This window comes from Pseudoduganella sp. UC29_106, from assembly GCF_044055365.1.
Lineage (GTDB): Bacteria > Pseudomonadota > Gammaproteobacteria > Burkholderiales > Burkholderiaceae_D > Rugamonas.
The window spans coordinates 5,407,795-5,424,660 of sequence record NZ_CP171977.1; the positions used below are offsets into that span (position 1 = coordinate 5,407,795).

Annotated in this window: 15 protein-coding genes and 3 pseudogenes; 11 read left to right on the forward strand and 7 right to left on the reverse strand. The window is 64.0% G+C overall.

Features of this window, described 5'->3' with window-relative positions; all coding sequences use genetic code 11:
- Positions 1–21: 21 nt before the first annotated feature.
- Positions 22–810, forward strand: a complete 789-nt coding sequence (locus ACHMW6_RS27065) for a WHG domain-containing protein (protein WP_395401523.1) — start codon at positions 22–24, stop codon at positions 808–810.
- Positions 811–840: 30 nt separating this feature from the next.
- On the opposite strand, the gene ACHMW6_RS27070 is transcribed toward ACHMW6_RS27065, so the two are convergent.
- From ACHMW6_RS27070 to ACHMW6_RS27085, 4 genes and pseudogenes are all read right to left on the reverse strand, one after another.
- Positions 841–1,716 carry an SDR family oxidoreductase gene (locus ACHMW6_RS27070; protein WP_395401525.1) on the reverse strand — a complete coding sequence of 292 codons (876 nt, stop codon included), beginning with the start codon at positions 1,714–1,716 and terminating at the stop codon, positions 841–843.
- A gap of 11 nt (positions 1,717–1,727) precedes the next feature.
- A complete protein-coding gene (locus tag ACHMW6_RS27075; RefSeq protein ID WP_395401527.1) occupies positions 1,728–2,972 on the reverse strand; it encodes a CaiB/BaiF CoA transferase family protein in 1,245 nt (414 codons plus the stop codon).
- Positions 2,972–3,892, reverse strand: a complete 921-nt coding sequence (locus ACHMW6_RS27080) for an acyl-CoA dehydrogenase family protein (protein ID WP_395401529.1) — start codon at positions 3,890–3,892, stop codon at positions 2,972–2,974. The genes ACHMW6_RS27075 and ACHMW6_RS27080 overlap by 1 nt, the downstream gene beginning before the upstream one ends.
- Before the next feature lie 97 nt (positions 3,893–3,989).
- Positions 3,990–4,733 (reverse strand): annotated as a pseudogene (locus ACHMW6_RS27085) (acyl-CoA dehydrogenase family protein); the annotation flags it as partial.
- A 108-nt stretch (positions 4,734–4,841) separates the two neighbouring features.
- Here ACHMW6_RS27085 and ACHMW6_RS27090 point away from each other — a divergent pair.
- The 7 genes and pseudogenes from ACHMW6_RS27090 to ACHMW6_RS27120 all read left to right on the forward strand — a co-directional run bounded on the left by ACHMW6_RS27090 (position 4,842) and on the right by ACHMW6_RS27120 (position 10,664).
- Positions 4,842–4,991 (forward strand): hypothetical protein, encoded by a 150-nt coding sequence (locus tag ACHMW6_RS27090; protein ID WP_395401531.1) that lies wholly within the window; start codon positions 4,842–4,844, stop codon positions 4,989–4,991.
- The gene (locus ACHMW6_RS27095; protein ID WP_395401533.1) at positions 4,963–6,018 is read left to right on the forward strand and encodes an iron-containing alcohol dehydrogenase; all 1,056 of its coding nucleotides are present in this window, start codon (positions 4,963–4,965) and stop codon (positions 6,016–6,018) included. Before ACHMW6_RS27090 ends, ACHMW6_RS27095 begins: the two co-directional genes overlap by 29 nt.
- Before the next feature lie 11 nt (positions 6,019–6,029).
- Complete coding sequence (locus ACHMW6_RS27100; protein ID WP_395401535.1) at positions 6,030–6,941, forward strand: NAD(P)H-binding protein; 912 nt, start codon at positions 6,030–6,032, stop codon at positions 6,939–6,941.
- A 14-nt stretch (positions 6,942–6,955) separates the two neighbouring features.
- Positions 6,956–8,069: pseudogene (locus tag ACHMW6_RS27105) on the forward strand (Re/Si-specific NAD(P)(+) transhydrogenase subunit alpha).
- A gap of 12 nt (positions 8,070–8,081) precedes the next feature.
- The gene (locus ACHMW6_RS27110) at positions 8,082–8,420 is read left to right on the forward strand and encodes an NAD(P) transhydrogenase subunit alpha (RefSeq protein WP_395401537.1); all 339 of its coding nucleotides are present in this window, start codon (positions 8,082–8,084) and stop codon (positions 8,418–8,420) included.
- Positions 8,417–9,901 carry an NAD(P)(+) transhydrogenase (Re/Si-specific) subunit beta gene (locus tag ACHMW6_RS27115; RefSeq protein ID WP_395401539.1) on the forward strand — a complete coding sequence of 495 codons (1,485 nt, stop codon included), beginning with the start codon at positions 8,417–8,419 and terminating at the stop codon, positions 9,899–9,901. Before ACHMW6_RS27110 ends, ACHMW6_RS27115 begins: the two co-directional genes overlap by 4 nt.
- 10 nt (positions 9,902–9,911) lie before the next feature.
- On the forward strand, positions 9,912–10,664 hold the full coding sequence (locus ACHMW6_RS27120; RefSeq protein WP_395401541.1) for a DUF72 domain-containing protein: 753 nt from the start codon (positions 9,912–9,914) through the stop codon (positions 10,662–10,664).
- On the opposite strand, the gene ACHMW6_RS27125 is transcribed toward ACHMW6_RS27120, so the two are convergent.
- From ACHMW6_RS27125 to ACHMW6_RS27135, 3 genes are all read right to left on the reverse strand, one after another.
- Positions 10,661–11,539 carry an alpha/beta fold hydrolase gene (locus tag ACHMW6_RS27125; protein WP_395401543.1) on the reverse strand — a complete coding sequence of 293 codons (879 nt, stop codon included), beginning with the start codon at positions 11,537–11,539 and terminating at the stop codon, positions 10,661–10,663. The genes ACHMW6_RS27120 and ACHMW6_RS27125 overlap by 4 nt on opposite strands.
- A complete protein-coding gene (locus ACHMW6_RS27130; protein WP_395401545.1) occupies positions 11,536–12,120 on the reverse strand; it encodes a TetR/AcrR family transcriptional regulator in 585 nt (194 codons plus the stop codon). Before ACHMW6_RS27130 ends, ACHMW6_RS27125 begins: the two co-directional genes overlap by 4 nt.
- 118 nt (positions 12,121–12,238) lie before the next feature.
- Positions 12,239–13,336 carry a hypothetical protein gene (locus ACHMW6_RS27135; protein ID WP_395401547.1) on the reverse strand — a complete coding sequence of 366 codons (1,098 nt, stop codon included), beginning with the start codon at positions 13,334–13,336 and terminating at the stop codon, positions 12,239–12,241.
- Between the two features lie 105 nt (positions 13,337–13,441).
- Here ACHMW6_RS27135 and gmk point away from each other — a divergent pair, with 105 nt between their 5' ends.
- The 3 genes and pseudogenes from gmk to ACHMW6_RS27150 all read left to right on the forward strand — a co-directional run bounded on the left by gmk (position 13,442) and on the right by ACHMW6_RS27150 (position 16,655).
- Complete coding sequence (gmk, locus tag ACHMW6_RS27140) at positions 13,442–14,083, forward strand: guanylate kinase (RefSeq protein WP_395401549.1); 642 nt, start codon at positions 13,442–13,444, stop codon at positions 14,081–14,083.
- A 32-nt stretch (positions 14,084–14,115) separates the two neighbouring features.
- Positions 14,116–14,319, forward strand: a complete 204-nt coding sequence (gene rpoZ / locus ACHMW6_RS27145; protein WP_005665923.1) for a DNA-directed RNA polymerase subunit omega — start codon at positions 14,116–14,118, stop codon at positions 14,317–14,319.
- 67 nt (positions 14,320–14,386) lie between these two features.
- A pseudogene (locus tag ACHMW6_RS27150) lies at positions 14,387–16,655 on the forward strand (RelA/SpoT family protein).
- The last annotated feature ends 211 nt before the right edge of the window (positions 16,656–16,866 follow it).

Genomic DNA, 16,866 nt, shown 5'->3' on the forward strand with positions numbered 1-16,866 from the left:
CACGGGAACCTGCGCGAGGACATGGTCAAGCGCGGCGTGGAACTGATTGAATTGCGCGGCGCGGCAGAGCTGTCGCTGCGCGAAGTGGCGCGCCTGGTGGGCGTGTCGCAGACCGCACCTACCCACCACTTCGGCGACAAGGAAGGCCTGCTGGCCGCCATCGCGTCCGAGGGTTTCCGCGTACTGATGGGCGAGCGCCTGGCGGCGCTGAAGGATGGCATGACCAAGGAACAGCGGCTGCGCGTGGTGATGCGCGTCTATGTATCCTTCGCGCTGCGCCATCCGGAACTGTTCCACCTGATGTTCGGCACGCGCATTCCGGACAAGCGCAAGCACGCGGAGCTGATGGAGGCGAGCGCCGCCTCCTTCCAGTTCCTCAGCAACTCAATTGCCGAGTTCATGGCCGCCGACAACAGCGAGCGCCCGCCGCGCTTCTCCCGCGCTGGCCGTATGGTCGGGCATGCATGGGCTGGCGACGCTGCTGTCCGACCGCGACAGCGGCTTGTTCCAGGTGCCGGATCCCATGGTCGACCAGGTTTGCGAAAGCGTGACCAATGTTCTGCTCGACGGCCTCAAAGCCGCCCAGGCGCGCACCAGCACCGAAGCGCCCGCCGAGAAGCCCGCCCCCCGCCGCAAGGCCGCCAAATCCGCCTGACGCCGCCTGTCCGGGGACGCCGCCCCCTTGCGCCGTCCCGATCCACCCCGCGCCGCGTCACGGCGCCGTCTGTTCCGCGTCACGCCGCGATGCAACGCCGCTTGCTCCGCTCGGCGACGCAACGCCACTTCGGTCTGTTGCGTCGCAGGGCGTAGGGCGGATCATTGATCCGCCGTGCCTGCACGTCACGCGGCCGTGCGCTGCGCCCGATCCTTATCATTCAAGGCCTTGATCGACGACTTGGCATCCGCCCAATCCTGATCCGACCAATCCTTGAAGTGGTAGAAGTTACCGCCGGTCGCCAGCGAATTCGCGCCATCAATGGTCAAGGTCTGGCCGGTCATCCACTCCACGCCATCCGCCATCAGGAAGGTCGCCAGATTCTGCAGCTCCGGCATCTCGCCCACGCGCCCCATCGGGCTGCCCTCATCGCGGCCGGAGTCTTCACGCCCCGGATACAGCCGCTTGCTCATGCCATCGGTCGGGAAGGCGCCAGGCGCAATCGCGTTCAGACGGATACCATAACGCCCCCACTCCACCGCCAGCGACTTGGTCATCACATTCACGCCCGCCTTGGACATGGCGGAAGGCACAACGAAAGGCCCGCCGTTATTGACCCAGGTGACCAGGATCGACACCACGCTGCCCTTCAATCCATTCTCGATCCAGCGCTTGCCCACCGCCTGCGTCACATAGAAAGTGCCATGAAGGACGATGTTGGCGATCGCGTCGAAACCACGGCTGGACAAGTCTTCCGTACGGCTGACGAAATTGCCTGCGGCATTGTTGACCAGGCCAGTCAGCGGACCTTCTTTCCAGATCTCGGCCACCATCGCATCCACAGCCTCCGCATTGCGGATATCGACCGCCACGCCTTTCACGCGGCCGCCGAAACGGTCCATCAACTCGCGAGCAGTTTCCTCCAGCACGCTCTCGCGGCGGCCGCAGATATAGATGTCTGCGCCCAGTTCCAGGTATTTCGCTGCGATTTCCTTGCCAAGGCCCGAGCCGCCGCCGGTAACCAGGATGCGCTTGCCCTTCAGAAGATCTTTCGTAAACATGGTGTTTCCTTTTAGTTGGAAGAGTTCAAAGTGCGGCCTAAGACAACGGCACCGCTGCCGGCCAGTTGTGAAATATCGGAATCGGTGTAGCCCGCCTCGCGCAGGACTTCAGCGCTGTGCTGTCCCAGTGCAGGCGCAGGCCCCATTGAGCCCAGCGGCGTGCCGGACCACGTGGTCGGATTGCCCAGTGTGCGCACGCGGCCCTGGCCGGGCTGCTCGTCCTCGCCAATGAAACCGATGGCGCGCAGGTGCGGATCGTCAAGCAGGTCGTCGATGGAGTTGATCACCTGGTGCGGAATATCCGCTTCATCCAGCAGCCATTGCCACTCGGCGGTCGTACGCTCGGGCATGACGGAAGCCACCCAGGCGTAAACAGCGCGGATATTGCGTGAGCGGTTGCGCTGGGTCGAGAAGCGTGGATCGTTAAACATTTCGCGCTTGCCGATCGCCTCGAAGAAATTGCGCCAGTGCTTGTCGTTATAGATCAGCACACAGAGATAGCCATCCTTGGTGCGGTACGGCGCGCGGTCATGCGACAGCAGTCGGTCGTAGCCCGATTCGCCCTCGTCCGGCACGAAGCTGCGGCCCGCCATATGGTCGGCCAGTACGAAATGCGCCACACTTTCGAACATGGCCACTTCCACCTCTTGGCCTTGCCCGCTGCGTTCGCGTGCAAACAGGGCGGCGGTAATCGCATACACCACGTGCAGGCCCGTGACGCGGTCCGCCAGCGAAACCGGCGCAAAGGCCGGACGCGTGCTGCCGTACTGCTGCATCAGCCATGGCAGCGCGGTCGCGCCCTGGATCAGGTCATCGTAGGCAGGACGGTCGGCATATGGTCCCTTGGCGCTGAAACCGCAGGCGTTCACATACACCAGGCGCGGATTGATCGCCTGCATGGCCGCATAATCGAGGCCCAGGCGCTTCATCGCCGCGGGGCGGATATTCGACAGCAGCACGTCCGCATCCTGCGCAAGGCGCAGCAGCACTTCACGCGCAGCCGGCTGCTTCAGGTCCAGCACCATGCTGCGCTTGCCGCGGTTGTTGTGCATGAAGACATGGCCCATGCCCTCGCCTTCCGTGCGCATCACACCCGCTTCGCGCACATTGTCGCCGTCCGGCGCTTCAATCTTGATTACGTCCGCGCCCAGGCCCGCCAAGGTCAGCGTGGCCAGCGGGCCAAGCACGATGGACGACAAATCGAGGATGCGTACGCCGGCCAGCGGGCCATTGCCCTTGTTCTGCTCGGCGCTCATCAGAATTCCTCCGCGGTGATGCCCAGCGCTTCGCCGCCCTGGCCGATGCGCAGCGCCAATTGGGCGGTTTCCGGCAGCAGGCAGCTGCCAAAATAGGTTGCCGTCTTGATCTTGCCCTGCAGGTAGGCCGCGTCCTCTTTCGCGCTCAGCGCCACGCGCGCCATGCGCAGCCACATGCCGCCGGTGGCGACCAGGCCGAACAGGCGCAGGTAGTCCGACGCGGCGGCGGCCAGGCGTGCGTGCTCCCCGGCCTCACTCCAGGAGCGCAACTGGCTGCTGGCGACGCGCAGGCGGGCCATGCCGGCGGACAGCGCGCCGGTCAGCTCCGCCAGCTGCGGCTCGCCGCAAGCGGAATGCATCTCGGCTTCGATGCGGCCCAGGTAGCGCTGCAGCGCGCGTCCCTCGCTCTGGTTGATCTTGCGGTGCACCAGGTCCAGCGCCTGGATCGCATTCGTGCCTTCGTACAGCGGCACAATCCGCGCGTCGCGGTACAGGTGTTCCATGCCGTGTTCGTGCACATAGCCGTGGCCGCCGAAGATGCCGATGCCAAGTTCCGTAACTTCCATCGCGCATTCGCTGATGAAGGCTTTCAGCACGGGCGTCAGCAGCGCCAGTTCTTCTTCCGCCTCGTTGCGGACTGCCGCATCGGGGTGGCGGGCGCGCACGTCCAGCGCCATGGCGGAGTCGATATAGAGGGCGCGCGCGCCTTCCACCAGGGCCTTCATGGTCAGCAGGTTCTTGCGCACATCCGGATGGTGGATGATGGGGTCCGGTCCCTTCCCTTCGACGCCGGGTGCGCGGCCCTGGCGGCGGTCCTTTGCGTAAGCCAGCGCGTTCTGGAAGCTCACTTCCGCCGCGCCCAGGCTTTGCACCGCAACGCCAACGCGGGAAGAATTCATCATCGTGAACATGGCCTGCATGCCGCCGTGCTCCTTGCCCCAGCAGCCAGCCTTGCGCTTCGTCGAAATTCAGCACGGCCGTGGCGGAGGCGCGGATGCCCATTTTGTGCTCGATGGAGCCGCAGTTCACGCCATTCGCTGCGCCGGTGTCGGGCAGCAGCTTGGGCACCAGGAACAGGCTGATGCCGCGCGTGCCGGGCGGCGCGTCGGGCAGGCGCGCCAGTACCAGATGGATAATGTTTTCAGACAGGTCATGCTCGCCGGCCGAAATGAAGATCTTGGTGCCGGTGACGCGGAAGCTGCCGTCACCTGCCGGTGTGGCGCGCGTGCGCACCAGCGACAGGTCGGAGCCGGCCTGCGGTTCGGTCATGCACATGGTGCCGGTCCATTTGCCGGATGCCAGGCGCGAGAGATAGCGCTCCTTCAGTTCCTCGCTGCCGTGTGCCGAGATGGCGCGGTAGGCGCCCATCGACAGGCCCGCGTACATGCCGAAGGACATCGAACCGGAAGCCATGAACTCGCGCACCAGCAGGCCAAGCGAGGCTGGCAGGCCCTGGCCGCCGTATTGTTCCTCCGCCGCCAATGCGGTCCAACCACCTTCGCAGTACTGGCGATAGGCTTCCTTATAGCCGGGCGGCGTGGTCACGACGCCTGCATCATGGGTGCAGCCGACATCATCGCCGGGCAGGTTGATTGGCAGGACCACATCGCGAGCAAAGGTGGCGGCGCTGTCCAGCACCGCCAGCACCACATCCAGGCTCACATCCTCATAGCCTTCCAGCCCGGCTAGCGTGGATTCGTAGTCAAATACTTGTTCCAGCAGATAGCGCATGTCGCGCAAAGGTGCTGCGTATGAAGGCATGAGGGCGTCTCCTATGGCTGAGAATTTAAACTTGACACTGTCATGTTAAGCGAACATACTGCATCACGCAAGCTCGAAATCGAAATTCAAACGACAGGAGATATCACCATGCATGACAAAGGCACGCACCTCTTCCCCGCCATGGAGCGGGTCGACTTTGGCCGCCCAGCCGCACAGGCGCTGGCCGCGGAAGCCGACCGCCTGGGGCAGCAAGCGTGTTTTCCTTATCGTGAGCCGCAGCCTGAACACGAATACTGATGAGATAACGAAACTGCGCGACGCATTGGGCGAGCGCTGCGCCGGCGCGTATGACGGGGTGCCGCAGCACACCACGCGCGAAAGCGTTGCCGAGATCACGCGCGCCGCGCTGGAAGTGAAGGCTGACCTGCTGGTGGCAGTCGGCGGCGGTTCGGTAGTTGACGCTGCAAAGATTACAACCTTGTGCATGGAGCACGGCATTGTCGATCCGGATGGGCTGGATGGCTTCGAAGTGAAATTCGACAGCGCCGGCCGCGTGAGCCTGAAGAATTTCCGCGGCCCGACGGTGCGCATGATCGCCATTCCGAGCACCCTATCCGGCGGCGAATACAACGCTGGCTGCCTGGTCACCGACCCGCGCCGCAACCTGAAGCAAACTTTCTTCAGCCGCCAGATGATGCCGATCACGATCATCCTTGACCCGGAACTGCTGAAATACGCGCCGGACGACCTGCTGCTGGGTTCCGGCACGCGCGCCATGGACCATGCGATCGAAGCCCTGTGCTCCCCGCGCGGCACGCCACTGACCGATTCCGTGGTGCTGCGCGGCCTGGCGCTGATGGCAAAATGGCTGCCGCGCGCCCGCGCCGACCGCAACGACCTGGAAGCTGCGCGCCAGTGCCAGACAGCGTCCTGGCTGTGCTCCTTCGGCCTGCAGTCGCGCGTGCCGATGGGCGCCAGCCACGCCATCGGCCACGTGCTGGGGGGCACCTGCCACGTGCCGCACTTCCTGTGCACGCCGGTGATGATGCCGGCCATCCTGGACTACAATCGCCCGGCAGCGGAAGAGGCGCAGGCGGAATTGTCCGCCGCGCTGGGCCACCCCGGGATGCCGGCCTCGCAGGCCTTCCGGGAATTCTGCGTTTCGCTCGGCCTGCCTACCAGCCTGTCCCAGGTCGGCGTCGGCCCGGACCAGTTCCAGCTCATCGGCGAAACCACGATGAAGGAAGAGTTCTTCATCTACACTAATCCACGTCCCGTGCGTTCCCCTGCCGACGTGATCGATATCCTGAAACTCGCGGCCTGAAAGGACTGAACATGACCAGCAATTCCCCCATCCTCGTTACCGGCGCGGCCGGCCGTGTCGGCGCCATCGGCCGCACCCTGACCCAGCTGCTGATCGACCGCGGCCACAAGGTGCGCGCCATGGTGCGCAAGGAAGACGAGCGCTCGCAAGCCCTGCGCGATATGGGCGCCGAAGTCGTGGTCGGCAACCTGCTCAGCCTCGAGGACATGCACCGCATCATCAAGGGCTGCGAGTCGATCTACTTCGCCATGTCCGTTTCGGACGCCTACCTGGCGGCGACGGTCAACGTGGCGGCGGTAGCGAAACATTACGGTGTCAAGACCTTCGTCAATATGTCGCAGATGACGCTGTCCCAGATGAGCATTACCGAAACCACGGACAGCCCCCAGCACAAGCTGCACTGGCTGGCCGAGCAGGCGCTGGAGTGGTCCGGCCTGCCGGTGGTGACGGTACGCCCGACCGTGTTCCTCGAAGGCTTCTTCCTGCGCTTCTCGCAAAAGTCGGTACGCGAAGCGAACAAGATCATGTTGCCTTTCGGCGAAGGCAAGACTTCGCCCATCGCCGCCGACGACGTGGCGCGCGCCGTGGCGGCCATCCTCTCCGCACCGCAGGGCCATATCGGCCGCACCTATCACCTCACCGGCCCGCGCTCGGTGAACATGCACGAATACGCGAAAGAGTATTCGGAAGCACTGGGCCGCGACATTACCTACCAGGACATTCCGCTCGCACCGTGGCGCGAAACCCTGATCCAGATGGGCCTTCCTATTCATCTGGTCGATCACCTCTCCGTGATGGCGGACCTGCATCGCGCCGGCCGCTATGACCGCCAGAGCAGCGACGTGCTGGAACTGACCGGCCAGCAGGCGACCAGCGTGCGCGACTTCATTGCCCGCCACGCGGCCGTGTTCACGCCAGGCTAAAACGGAGCCACAAAATGAGAATAGGCATTCCCGCGGAAACGCGGGCGGGGGGAAACTCGCGTCGCCGCAACGCCGGAGACGGTGAAAAAGCTGGCGGCGAAGCACCAGGTGATCGTGCAGAGCGGCGCCGGCATCGCCGCCTCGGTCACGGACGAAGCTTATGTCGCAGCCGGTGCGGCCATCGGCACCGCGGCGAACGCCTTCGGCACCGAGGTCGTTTTGAAGGTGCGCGCGCCGAACGCGGAAGAGCGCAGGCTGATGAAGCCGGGCGCTGTGCTGATCGGCATGCTCAATCCTTTCGACGGCGAGAATATCACCGCCATGGCGGAAGCGCGGCTGCAAGCCTTCGCGCTGGAAGCCGTGCCGCGCATCACGCGGGCGCAGTCGATGGACGTGCTGTCCTCGCAGGCAAATATCGCCGGCTACAAGGCCGTGATGGTAGGCGCGAATACTTACCAGCGCTTCATGCCCATGCTGATGACGGCGGCCGGCACTGTGAAAGCGGCGCGCGTGCTGATCATGGGGGTAGGCGTGGCGGGCCTGCAGGCCATCGCAACAGCCAAGCGCCTGGGCGCCGTGATTGAAGCATCCGACGTGCGGCCGCCGGTGAAAGAACAGGTGGAGTCGCTGGGCGCAAAGTTCATTGACGTGCCCTACCTGACTGATGAAGAACGCGAAATCGCGCAAGGCGTGGGCGGCTATGCGCGCCCCATGCCGGCTGAATGGATGAAGCGCCAGGCGCAACTGGTACACGAACGCGCCAAGCTGGCGGACATCGTCATCACGACTGCGCTGATCCCCGGCCGTCCCGCGCCGGTACTGATCGGCGAGGAAACGGTGAAGGCGATGAAGCCCGGCTCCGTGATCGTGGACCTGGCGGTGGCTCAAGGCGGCAACTGCCCGCTGTCCGAATCCGGTAAGACAGTGATCCGGCACGGCGTACATATCGTCGGCGAACCGGACCTGGCCTGCCACGTGGCGGCGGATGCTTCGGCACTATACGCGCGCAATGTGCTGGACTTCCTCAAGCTGATCATCGACAAGGACGACGCCTTGTCAATCGACCTCGAGGATGAAATCCTGAAGGCCACCCTGGTGTGCGCCGATGGCGTGGTGCTGCGCAAATAAGGAGATAGGCAAATGGAAATCAGTCATACCATCATCAACCTGATCATCTTCGTGCTGGCCATCTATGTCGGCTACCACGTGGTGTGGAACGTGACGCCGGCGCTGCATACGCCGCTGATGGCGGTCACCAACGCCATCTCGGCCATCGTTATCGTGGGCGCCATGCTGGCGGCGGGACTCACCGAAGGCCTCACGGGGCGGGTGGCGGGGACGATCGGCGTGGCGCTGGCGGCCGTCAACGTGTTTGGCGGCTTCCTCGTCACGCAGCGCATGCTGGAAATGTTCAAAAAGAAGGAAAAGCCGAAGGCAGCGCCGGCGGCCGCTACGCCACAGAAGGAGGTCACGCAATGAGCTGGCTGACCCTTAATCTTGTGACGATGATGTACCTCGTTGCCTCGGTATGCTTCATCCAGGCGCTGAAGGGCCTGTCCTCCCCCGCCAGCGCGCGCATAGGCAATGCCTTCGGCATGAGCGGCATGGCGATTGCCGCCGTGACGACGATCGCCCTCATCCTCAAGCTGCGGGCGGACGCGATGGCGGCCGGCGCGGCCGGCCAGGGCGGCGCGGGACTCGCGTTGGTTGCACTGGGCGTGGTGGCGGGCGGCGGCATCGGCGCCACGCTGGCCAGACGCGTCGAAATGACCAAGATGCCGGAACTGGTGGCGGCCATGCACTCGCTGATCGGCCTTGCGGCGGTCTGCATCGCCGTGGCCGCGGTGTCGGAGCCGCAAGCCTTCGGCATCGCCGCGGTGGGCCAGGCGCTGCCGCTGGGGAACCGCATCGAGCTGTTCATCGGCACCTTTGTCGGCGCCATCACCTTCTCCGGATCGGTGATCGCTTTCGGCAAACTGGCCGGCAAGTACAGGTTCCGCCTGTTCCAGGGCGCGCCAGTGGTGTTCAGCGGACAGCACATGCTCAACCTGGCGCTGGCCGTGCTCATGGTCGGCCTGGGCCTGGTGTTCGTGTTAGCGCCCGGCACCCAGCCCGCGTGGCCCCCCTTCCTGCTTATGACGGCCATCGCCTTCCTGCTCGGCGTGCTGATCATCATCCCGATCGGCGGTGCGGACATGCCGGTCGTTGTGTCCATGCTGAACTCCTATTCCGGCTGGGCGGCGGCAGGCATCGGCTTCTCGCTGAATAACGCGATGCTGATCATTGCCGGCTCGCTGGTCGGCTCCAGCGGCGCCATCCTCTCCTACATCATGTGCAAGGCGATGAACCGCTCCTTCTTCAACGTTATCCTGGGCGGCTTCGGCGGCGAAGGTGCGAGCGGAGGCGGAGGCGGTGGCGGCGGCGAGACGCCGGCGCGGCCGGTGAAATCCGGCTCGGCCGATGACGCCTCCTTCATCATGGCCAATGCGGAAACCGTAATCATCGTTCCTGGCTACGGCCTGGCCGTGGCGCGCGCCCAGCACGCGCTGAAGGAACTGGTGGAGAAGCTCACGCACAAGGGTGTCGTCGTCAAATATGCGATCCACCCGGTGGCGGGCCGCATGCCGGGCCATATGAACGTGCTGCTGGCCGAGGCGGAAGTGCCTTACGACCAGGTGTTCGAGATGGAGGACATCAACGGCGAATTCGGCCAGACCGATGTAGTATTGGTGCTGGGCGCGAACGATGTGGTCAACCCGGCCGCCAGGGATCCGAAATCGCCGATCGCCGGCATGCCGATCCTGGAGGCGTACAAGGCCAAGAGCATCATCGTCAACAAACGCTCGATGGCCTCCGGCTACGCGGGCCTGGACAATGACCTGTTCTACCAGCCGAATACGATGATGGTGTTCGGCGACGCGAAGAAGGTCATTGAGGAGATGGTGAAAGCGGTCGAATAAAGGAGATCACATGGCGGCGGAGCGCATTCGGGTAGGCATAGGCGGCTGGGATTTCGAACCATGGCGTGAGACTTTCTACCCGGCGGATGTATCGAAGAAGCGCCAGCTGGAATACGCGAGCCGCCAGCTCACCAGCATCGAGGTCAACGGCACCTTCTACAGCACATTCAAGCCGACGACTTTCGCCAGCTGGTATGAGCAGACGCCGGACGACTTCAGGTTTTCCATCAAGGCTAACCGCTTCGCCACCAACCGCAAGGTGCTGGGCGACGCGGGCGAATCGATCGAGCGCTTTCTCAATAGCGGCCTGTCAGAACTGGGCGAGAAGCTCGGTCCCATCCTGTGGCAGCTGGCCGCCACCAAGAAGTTCGATCCGGACGATGTGGCGGCCTTCTTCAAGCTGCTGCCGAAAAAGCTGGGCAAGCTTAAGCTGCAGCATGTGCTGGACGCGCGCCACGAGAGCTTCATGTGCGAGGAATACCTGAAGCTGGCGCGCAAGCACAAGGTCGCCACCGTCATCACCGACAGTGAGAAATTCCCCAACTTCAGCGACATCACGGGCGATTTCGTGTACGCGCGTCTGATGAGTGCAAAGAGCGAGGTCACCACCGGCTACACCAAGCCGGCGCTGAAGAAATGGGCCACACAAGCCCAGGAATGGAGCGATGGCGGCAAGCGCGACGTGTTCGTCTACTTCATCAACGGCGCCAAGGAACGAGCGCCCGCCGCGGCACAGGAACTGCTGCGCGTGCTGAACCGCTAGCGGCCCAGTCCTTCGAACCAGTCCAGCGCCCCGGCCCATAGTGGCTCGGCGTGCTGGCGGAAATAGCCCATGTGGCCAAGCTTGCCCAAGCCGCGCGATGCCGGTTCGACATCGATGCCGTGCCACGGCGCGTGGCGGTAGCCGCTCATGAAGGCATCGCGCGAACGGGGCGGCGCCCACAGGTCGTCGGTGGCGTTCAGGGCCAGGATCGGCGTGCGCACGCGGGCAAAACCCTCCGCGATTTCGGGCACCGTGGGATCGTCGAAGAAGTAGCGCGGGTAATTGCACCAGCGCTTCCACTGTCGATAGACGCCGATCGGCAGGTCCTCTCCCATTCCCAGCATGCTCCAGGCCAGCCTGCCCTTCCAGCGAGTAATCAGCGGGCCAATCACGCTCCACATCAGCCACACGCGGGGACGTTCGCGGCGCGGCATCCAGCCGTGCCAGCCGGCGCCTACGCCGAACATATACATGCCGTCGATGCGCGCGTGATTGGGCAGCAGGCCGAGCGCATGGCCGCCGTAGGAATGGCCGACCAGGTAGAGCGGCGCATCGCCGCCGGCGGAGAACTGGTCCACCACGGCGCTCAGGTCCAGGCGGGCCCAGTCCAGGAAGTCCGCCTCGAAGCCGCGCAGCGAGCGCGGGGCCGATTCGCCCACGCCGCGGTAGTCGAAAGTGAGCACGCTGTAGCCGCGGGCGGAAGAATATTCGGCAAAGCGGCGGTAGAAGCCCTGCGGCACGCCGGTGGCGCCGGCGACGATGAGACGTGCCCGCTCGGCGCCAATGGCTGGATAGCTGGTGGCCGCGAGTGCGTAGCCGTCGGCGGCAGGAAGGGTGAGGCGGTGCGGGCGCGCGCCTGGCGGCAACTGGCTCATGGTCGTTTCTCCACTTTGAGCATCGGCATCAGGGCGTCCATGGCCTGCACCATGGGCGCTGTATCGTTGGCCACGCGCGCCTGCAGCAGTCCGCCCTCGTAGGCGGCGATGATCAGGGCGGCGATGGCGGCGGCGCGCTGAGGCGGGTGGCCGGCGTTTACCAGCACGTCGGCGATGCGCGCGCGCAGCGTGGCGAAGCCTTCGCTGAGCGTGCGGCGGATTTCGATGTCGGCGGCGGTCGATTCCAGGGCTACGGCGGCCAGCGGGCAACCCAGCTCGAACTCGGAATCGTCCAGCCCGCGCAGGGCGCGCAGGATCCAGGCTTGCAGGGCGGACGTGAAATCCGGCTCTTTCGCGACGTAGCTGTCCAGCTTGTGGCAGAGGTAGCTGAAGGTCGCTTCGATGGCGGCCACGGCCAGCGCATCCTTGCCGCCGGGGAAGTGGTGGTACAGCACGCCCTTCGGTGCATTCGCCACGGACAGGATCTCGCTCAGGCCGGCGCCGTGCAGGCCGCGGTGCTGCAGGGTCGTGATCATGGCGTTGATCAGGCGCTCGCGGGTGGTGGGTTGTTTGGTCTCCATGCAATGCATTCTATAGACCGGTCGGTCTAGTCGCAAGCAAAAAATAAAATCCACGGCGGAAACCTGGTGTCAGGCACATCGTGCCTGACACCTGCTTTTGCTGTGGGTCTTAAGCCAATTACAGCGACCTGCTGGCGCGGAAGGCGGCCCAGGCGCGGTCGAGCTCCAGCGGGAGCGGATCCCACTTCGGGTCAAAGGTGGCTTCGTTGATACGGCCGCCGGTCACGGTGCGGCTGTTGTACGAGTAGCAAGCGGTAAAGCCGGCTTCGATCGCGCCGCGCAGCGCGGTCGGCGCGTCCTGCGTTCCCAGCTCACCCCGGTTGACCAGGTCACCCAGCGGCAGCGGCGCCGAGTGGGCATCCAGCGTCAGCAGATACGCAACATACCCCTGCTCCTGCAGCGCGCGGGCCGTGGCAGCATCCTCAGGCCGCACGAAAATGGCGCCAAACAGATGTTCCACGCCGCGGATCGAGCCATACAGCGCCACCGGCGGACGGGCCGCCTTGACAGGCAAATCAAGCGCGGCAAAGGCGGCGTTCCGGTCGGCGGGACGGGCCAGCCAGCGCACCACCACATTGCGCTTGACCATCTTCGCCGCATAGCGCGTTTCGACGAAGGGCTCCAGCGACTCGATGCCGGCGCGCTGCCAGCTGCGGTCGGCCTGGGTGCGCGTGTACTCGCGCAAGTAGAGCCGGTGGACGATATGGTGGAACAGGTCGCTGGCATTCACGCGCGGGAACTTGTTGATGGCCAACTCCAGCGCGCGGGCCACGGCCTCGCGGTTCTTCAGCTTGGGACGCGGCAGGTTCAACTGGGCATAGAGGGCGCAGATTTCCGTCTCCAGCCACAGATAGCCTTCGCGCGTGATGCCTTCCAGTAGCACTTCCCTGATGCGGCCCTGCCACACCATGGGCACGCGCACGCCGCGCGGGTCGCCGATGGCCTCGCCGCGCAGGGGCAGCGCGGGCGTGTCCTCGTCCGGCGTGAACCAGCCGAGCTCGGTGAAGAAGGTCTTGTGGCAGTAGCCGATGGCGGTCAGCCAGTCGAACAGTTCGACGATGTCAAGCGGCCGCGCCCTGGATTCGGCGCTTTCAACCCAGGACGGCGCCTGATCGAACGCGTCTGCAAGGTCAGCCTGTGTAATATTGGCGTTATGACGGACGCTCGCCAAGTGCTCGACGAGCTGGATATATCGGGGATCTTGAGTGGTGGTCATACAGCAATATATCCGGAGCAAGCTTTGTTCCGCAACGCTAGCCCGACCGCCGTTGCTCTTGGTAAAATAGATCTTTGGGCGAGCGCCCCCTATTGAGAATTGCAAATGAGCCAACACTTTTCCGGCAGCCTGTTCATGGTTGCAGCCCCTTCGGGCGCCGGCAAATCGACGCTGGTGAATGCCCTGCTGGCGCAGGAACCGGCGATCAAACTGTCGATTTCGACCACTACCCGCGCGCCGCGTCCTGGCGAGCAGAATGGCCGCGAGTACTTCTTCACCACGCCGGAGGACTTCCTCAAGCGCGCTGAAGCAGGCGAATTCCTCGAGTGGGCGGAAGTGCACGGCAATTACTATGGCACCTCGCGCATCTTCGTTGAAGAACAGATGAAGGCCGGCACCGATATCCTGCTGGAGATCGACTGGCAAGGCGCGCGCCAGGTGAAGAAGCAGTTCGCCCAGGCGCTGGGCATTTTCATCCTGCCACCGTCCATCGCGGCGCTGGAAGAACGCCTGCATAAACGCGGCCAGGACGAACCCCACGTGATCACCCGCCGGCTGCTGGCGGCAGGCGGCGAAATCGCCCACGCGCCGGAGTTCGAGTATGTTATTATCAACGAAGAGTTCCCGGTCGCCTTGTCCGAGCTGAGCGCGATCGTCCGTTCGGCCCGTTGCCGTTTCCCGCAGCAAGCCGCCCGCAGCGCCGCGCTGTTTACCCAGCTGGGTATCCACGCCGGCCACGCAGAATAATCACCGAATACACGCATCCAGGAGTATAAAGAATGGCCCGTATCACGATCGAAGATTGCCTGAAAAACGTACCTAACCGTTTCCAGCTGACCCTGGCCGCAACCTACCGCGCCCGCCAGCTGCTGCAAGGCCACACCCCTAAGGTCGAAGCCAAGGACAAGCCAACCGTGGTGGCGCTGCGCGAAATCGCCGCCGGTAAAGTGGGTCTGGAAATGCTGAAAAAGGTCCCTATGTAAGCTGGGAACCTGGTTCCCGACCTTCATGTCACAGGTTCACCCAGTAGGATTCCATCACTGACCAGATATGAACCTGACCAGCACCGACTCCAGTGTGACTGAACAGCCCGCCCGCCGGGCAAGGCGCCCGGCTAAATCTACGCCGGGCGTTGACGTTTCTGCAGCATCCAATTCCACCTCGTCCTACGCCGCCAGCGTCGCGACCATCAGCCATCTCACCGAAAAGCTCGCCGAATACATGGGCGAATCCGACCTGAAGAAGGTCAAGGAAGCCTATCGCTTCTCGGACGAGATGCACCTGGGCCAGGTGCGTAAGTCGGGCGAACCGTATATCTCGCACCCGATCGCGGTGGCGGAAATCTGTGCGGACTGGAAGCTGGATGCGCAGGCCATCATGGCCGCGCTGCTGCACGATGTGATGGAAGACCAGGACGTCAAGAAGGATGAACTGATCGAGCGTTTCGGCGCGCCGGTCGCGCATCTGGTGGACGGCCTGTCGAAACTGGAGAAAATCGAGTTCCAGAGCCAGATCGAAGCGCAGGCGGAAAACTTCCGCAAGATGCTGCTGGCCATGGCCTCGGACGTGCGGGTCATTCTGATCAAGCTGGCCGACCGCCTGCACAATATGCGCACGCTGGACGTGATGGCGCCCATCAAGAAGCGCCGCATCGCGGCCGAGACGATGGAAGTCTATGTGCCCATCGCGCACCGCTTGGGCCTGAACAATATCTACCGCGAGCTGCAGGAACTCTCCTTTGCCCACCTGTACCCGCTGCGCTATCACGTGCTGTCCAAGGCCGTGAAGGCGGCGCGCGGCAACCGCCGCGAGGTGGTGGGCAAGATCATGGAAGCGGTCAAGAATACGCTGGGCATGGCCGGCATCCATGCCGAGGTCTATGGCCGCGAGAAGACCCTGTACGGCATCTACAAGAAGATGCGCGCCAAGCGCCTGACCTTCTCGCAGGTGCTGGATGTGTACGGCTTCCGCGTGGTGGTGGACAGCTTCTCGAACTGTTACGTGGCGCTGGGCACCCTGCACTCGCTGTACAAGCCCATGCCGGGCAAGTTCAAGGATTACATCGCGATCCGCAAGCTGAACGGCTACCAGTCGCTGCACACGACGCTGATCGGCCCCTACGGCACGCCGGTCGAATTCCAGATCCGCACCCAGGAAATGCACCGCACAGCCGAATCGGGCGTGGCGGCGCACTGGCTGTACAAGAACAATGACGCGAACATGTCGGACATGCAGCAGCGCACCCACGCGTGGCTGCAGTCCCTGCTCGATATCCAGCAGCAGACGGGCGACTCCGCCGAATTCCTGGAACACGTGAAGGTCGACCTGTTCCCGGACTCGGTGTACGTGTTCACGCCGAAGTCCAAGATCATCGCGCTGCCCGCGCGGCGCCACGCCGATCGATTTCGCTTACGCGATCCACACCGGCATCGGCGATCATACGGTGTCCGTAATGATTAACTCCGAGCCGGCCCAACTGCGCACGGAATTGCGTAATGGCGATATCGTGGAAATCACGACCGACCCTGATTCGCGTCCTTCGCCGAGCTGGCTGTCCTTCGTGCGCACCGGCAAGGCGCGCTCGGCGATCCGCCACCACCTGCGCACCATCAACCTGCCGGAATCGATCCGCCTCGGCCAGCAGCTGCTGAACCAGGCCCTGCACGCGATCAATATTTCGCCTGACCTGCCGGGTCCGCTGATGGAGCGCCTGCTGAACGAATCGTCGGCCAAGTCGCCCGAGGAGCTGTATGCCGACATCGGCATCGGCAAGCGCATGGCTGCGCTCGTGGCGCGCCATATCTTCGGGCTGATGGGCGGCGAGTCGGCCGCTTCCGCGCCAATCGACCACAACAGCGCGGCAGATCTCGATCCGGTCACGATTTACGGCAGCGAGGGCGTGTCTGTGCAACTGGCGCCGTGCTGCCTGCCGATCCCAGGCGACCACATCGTCGGCCAGTTGCGCCGCGACCAGGGCCTGCAAGTCCACACCGCCGACTGCACCGTGGCCAAGCGCCTCAAGCAGAAGGAACCGGACCGCTGGATCGCCGTGAAATGGGGCACCGAGCTGAACCGCCGCTTCGACTCGCGTATCCGCCTGCTGATCAACAATGAGAAGGGCATCCTCGCCCGCGTGGCTGCCGAAATCGGCGAATCCGACGGCAACATCACCTTCGTCGGCATGGACGAGGACCGCGAGCACATCCTCCACCAACTGCGCTTCACCATCCAGGTGAAGGACCGCGTGCACCTCGCCGCCCTGCTGCGCAACGTGCGCAAGGTCGCCGGCGTCAACCGCGTTTCCCGCGAACGCGCCTAAAAACCAACGGCCTCAAAGCAGGTGTCAGGCACATCGTGCCTGACACCAGGTTTATGCCATGGGTTTTCGTTTTTCTGCAACGGCCCGCATAAATGCCTGGTCGCCAATTGCGAATTCGCTACGTGTTGCGGTGCGAATTCGATCCAGGTCGGCTTGTGCAAAGATGGTGCCCCAGGGTGTGGTGTATGAAGAGGTCGCCGGAGTCGGCGTT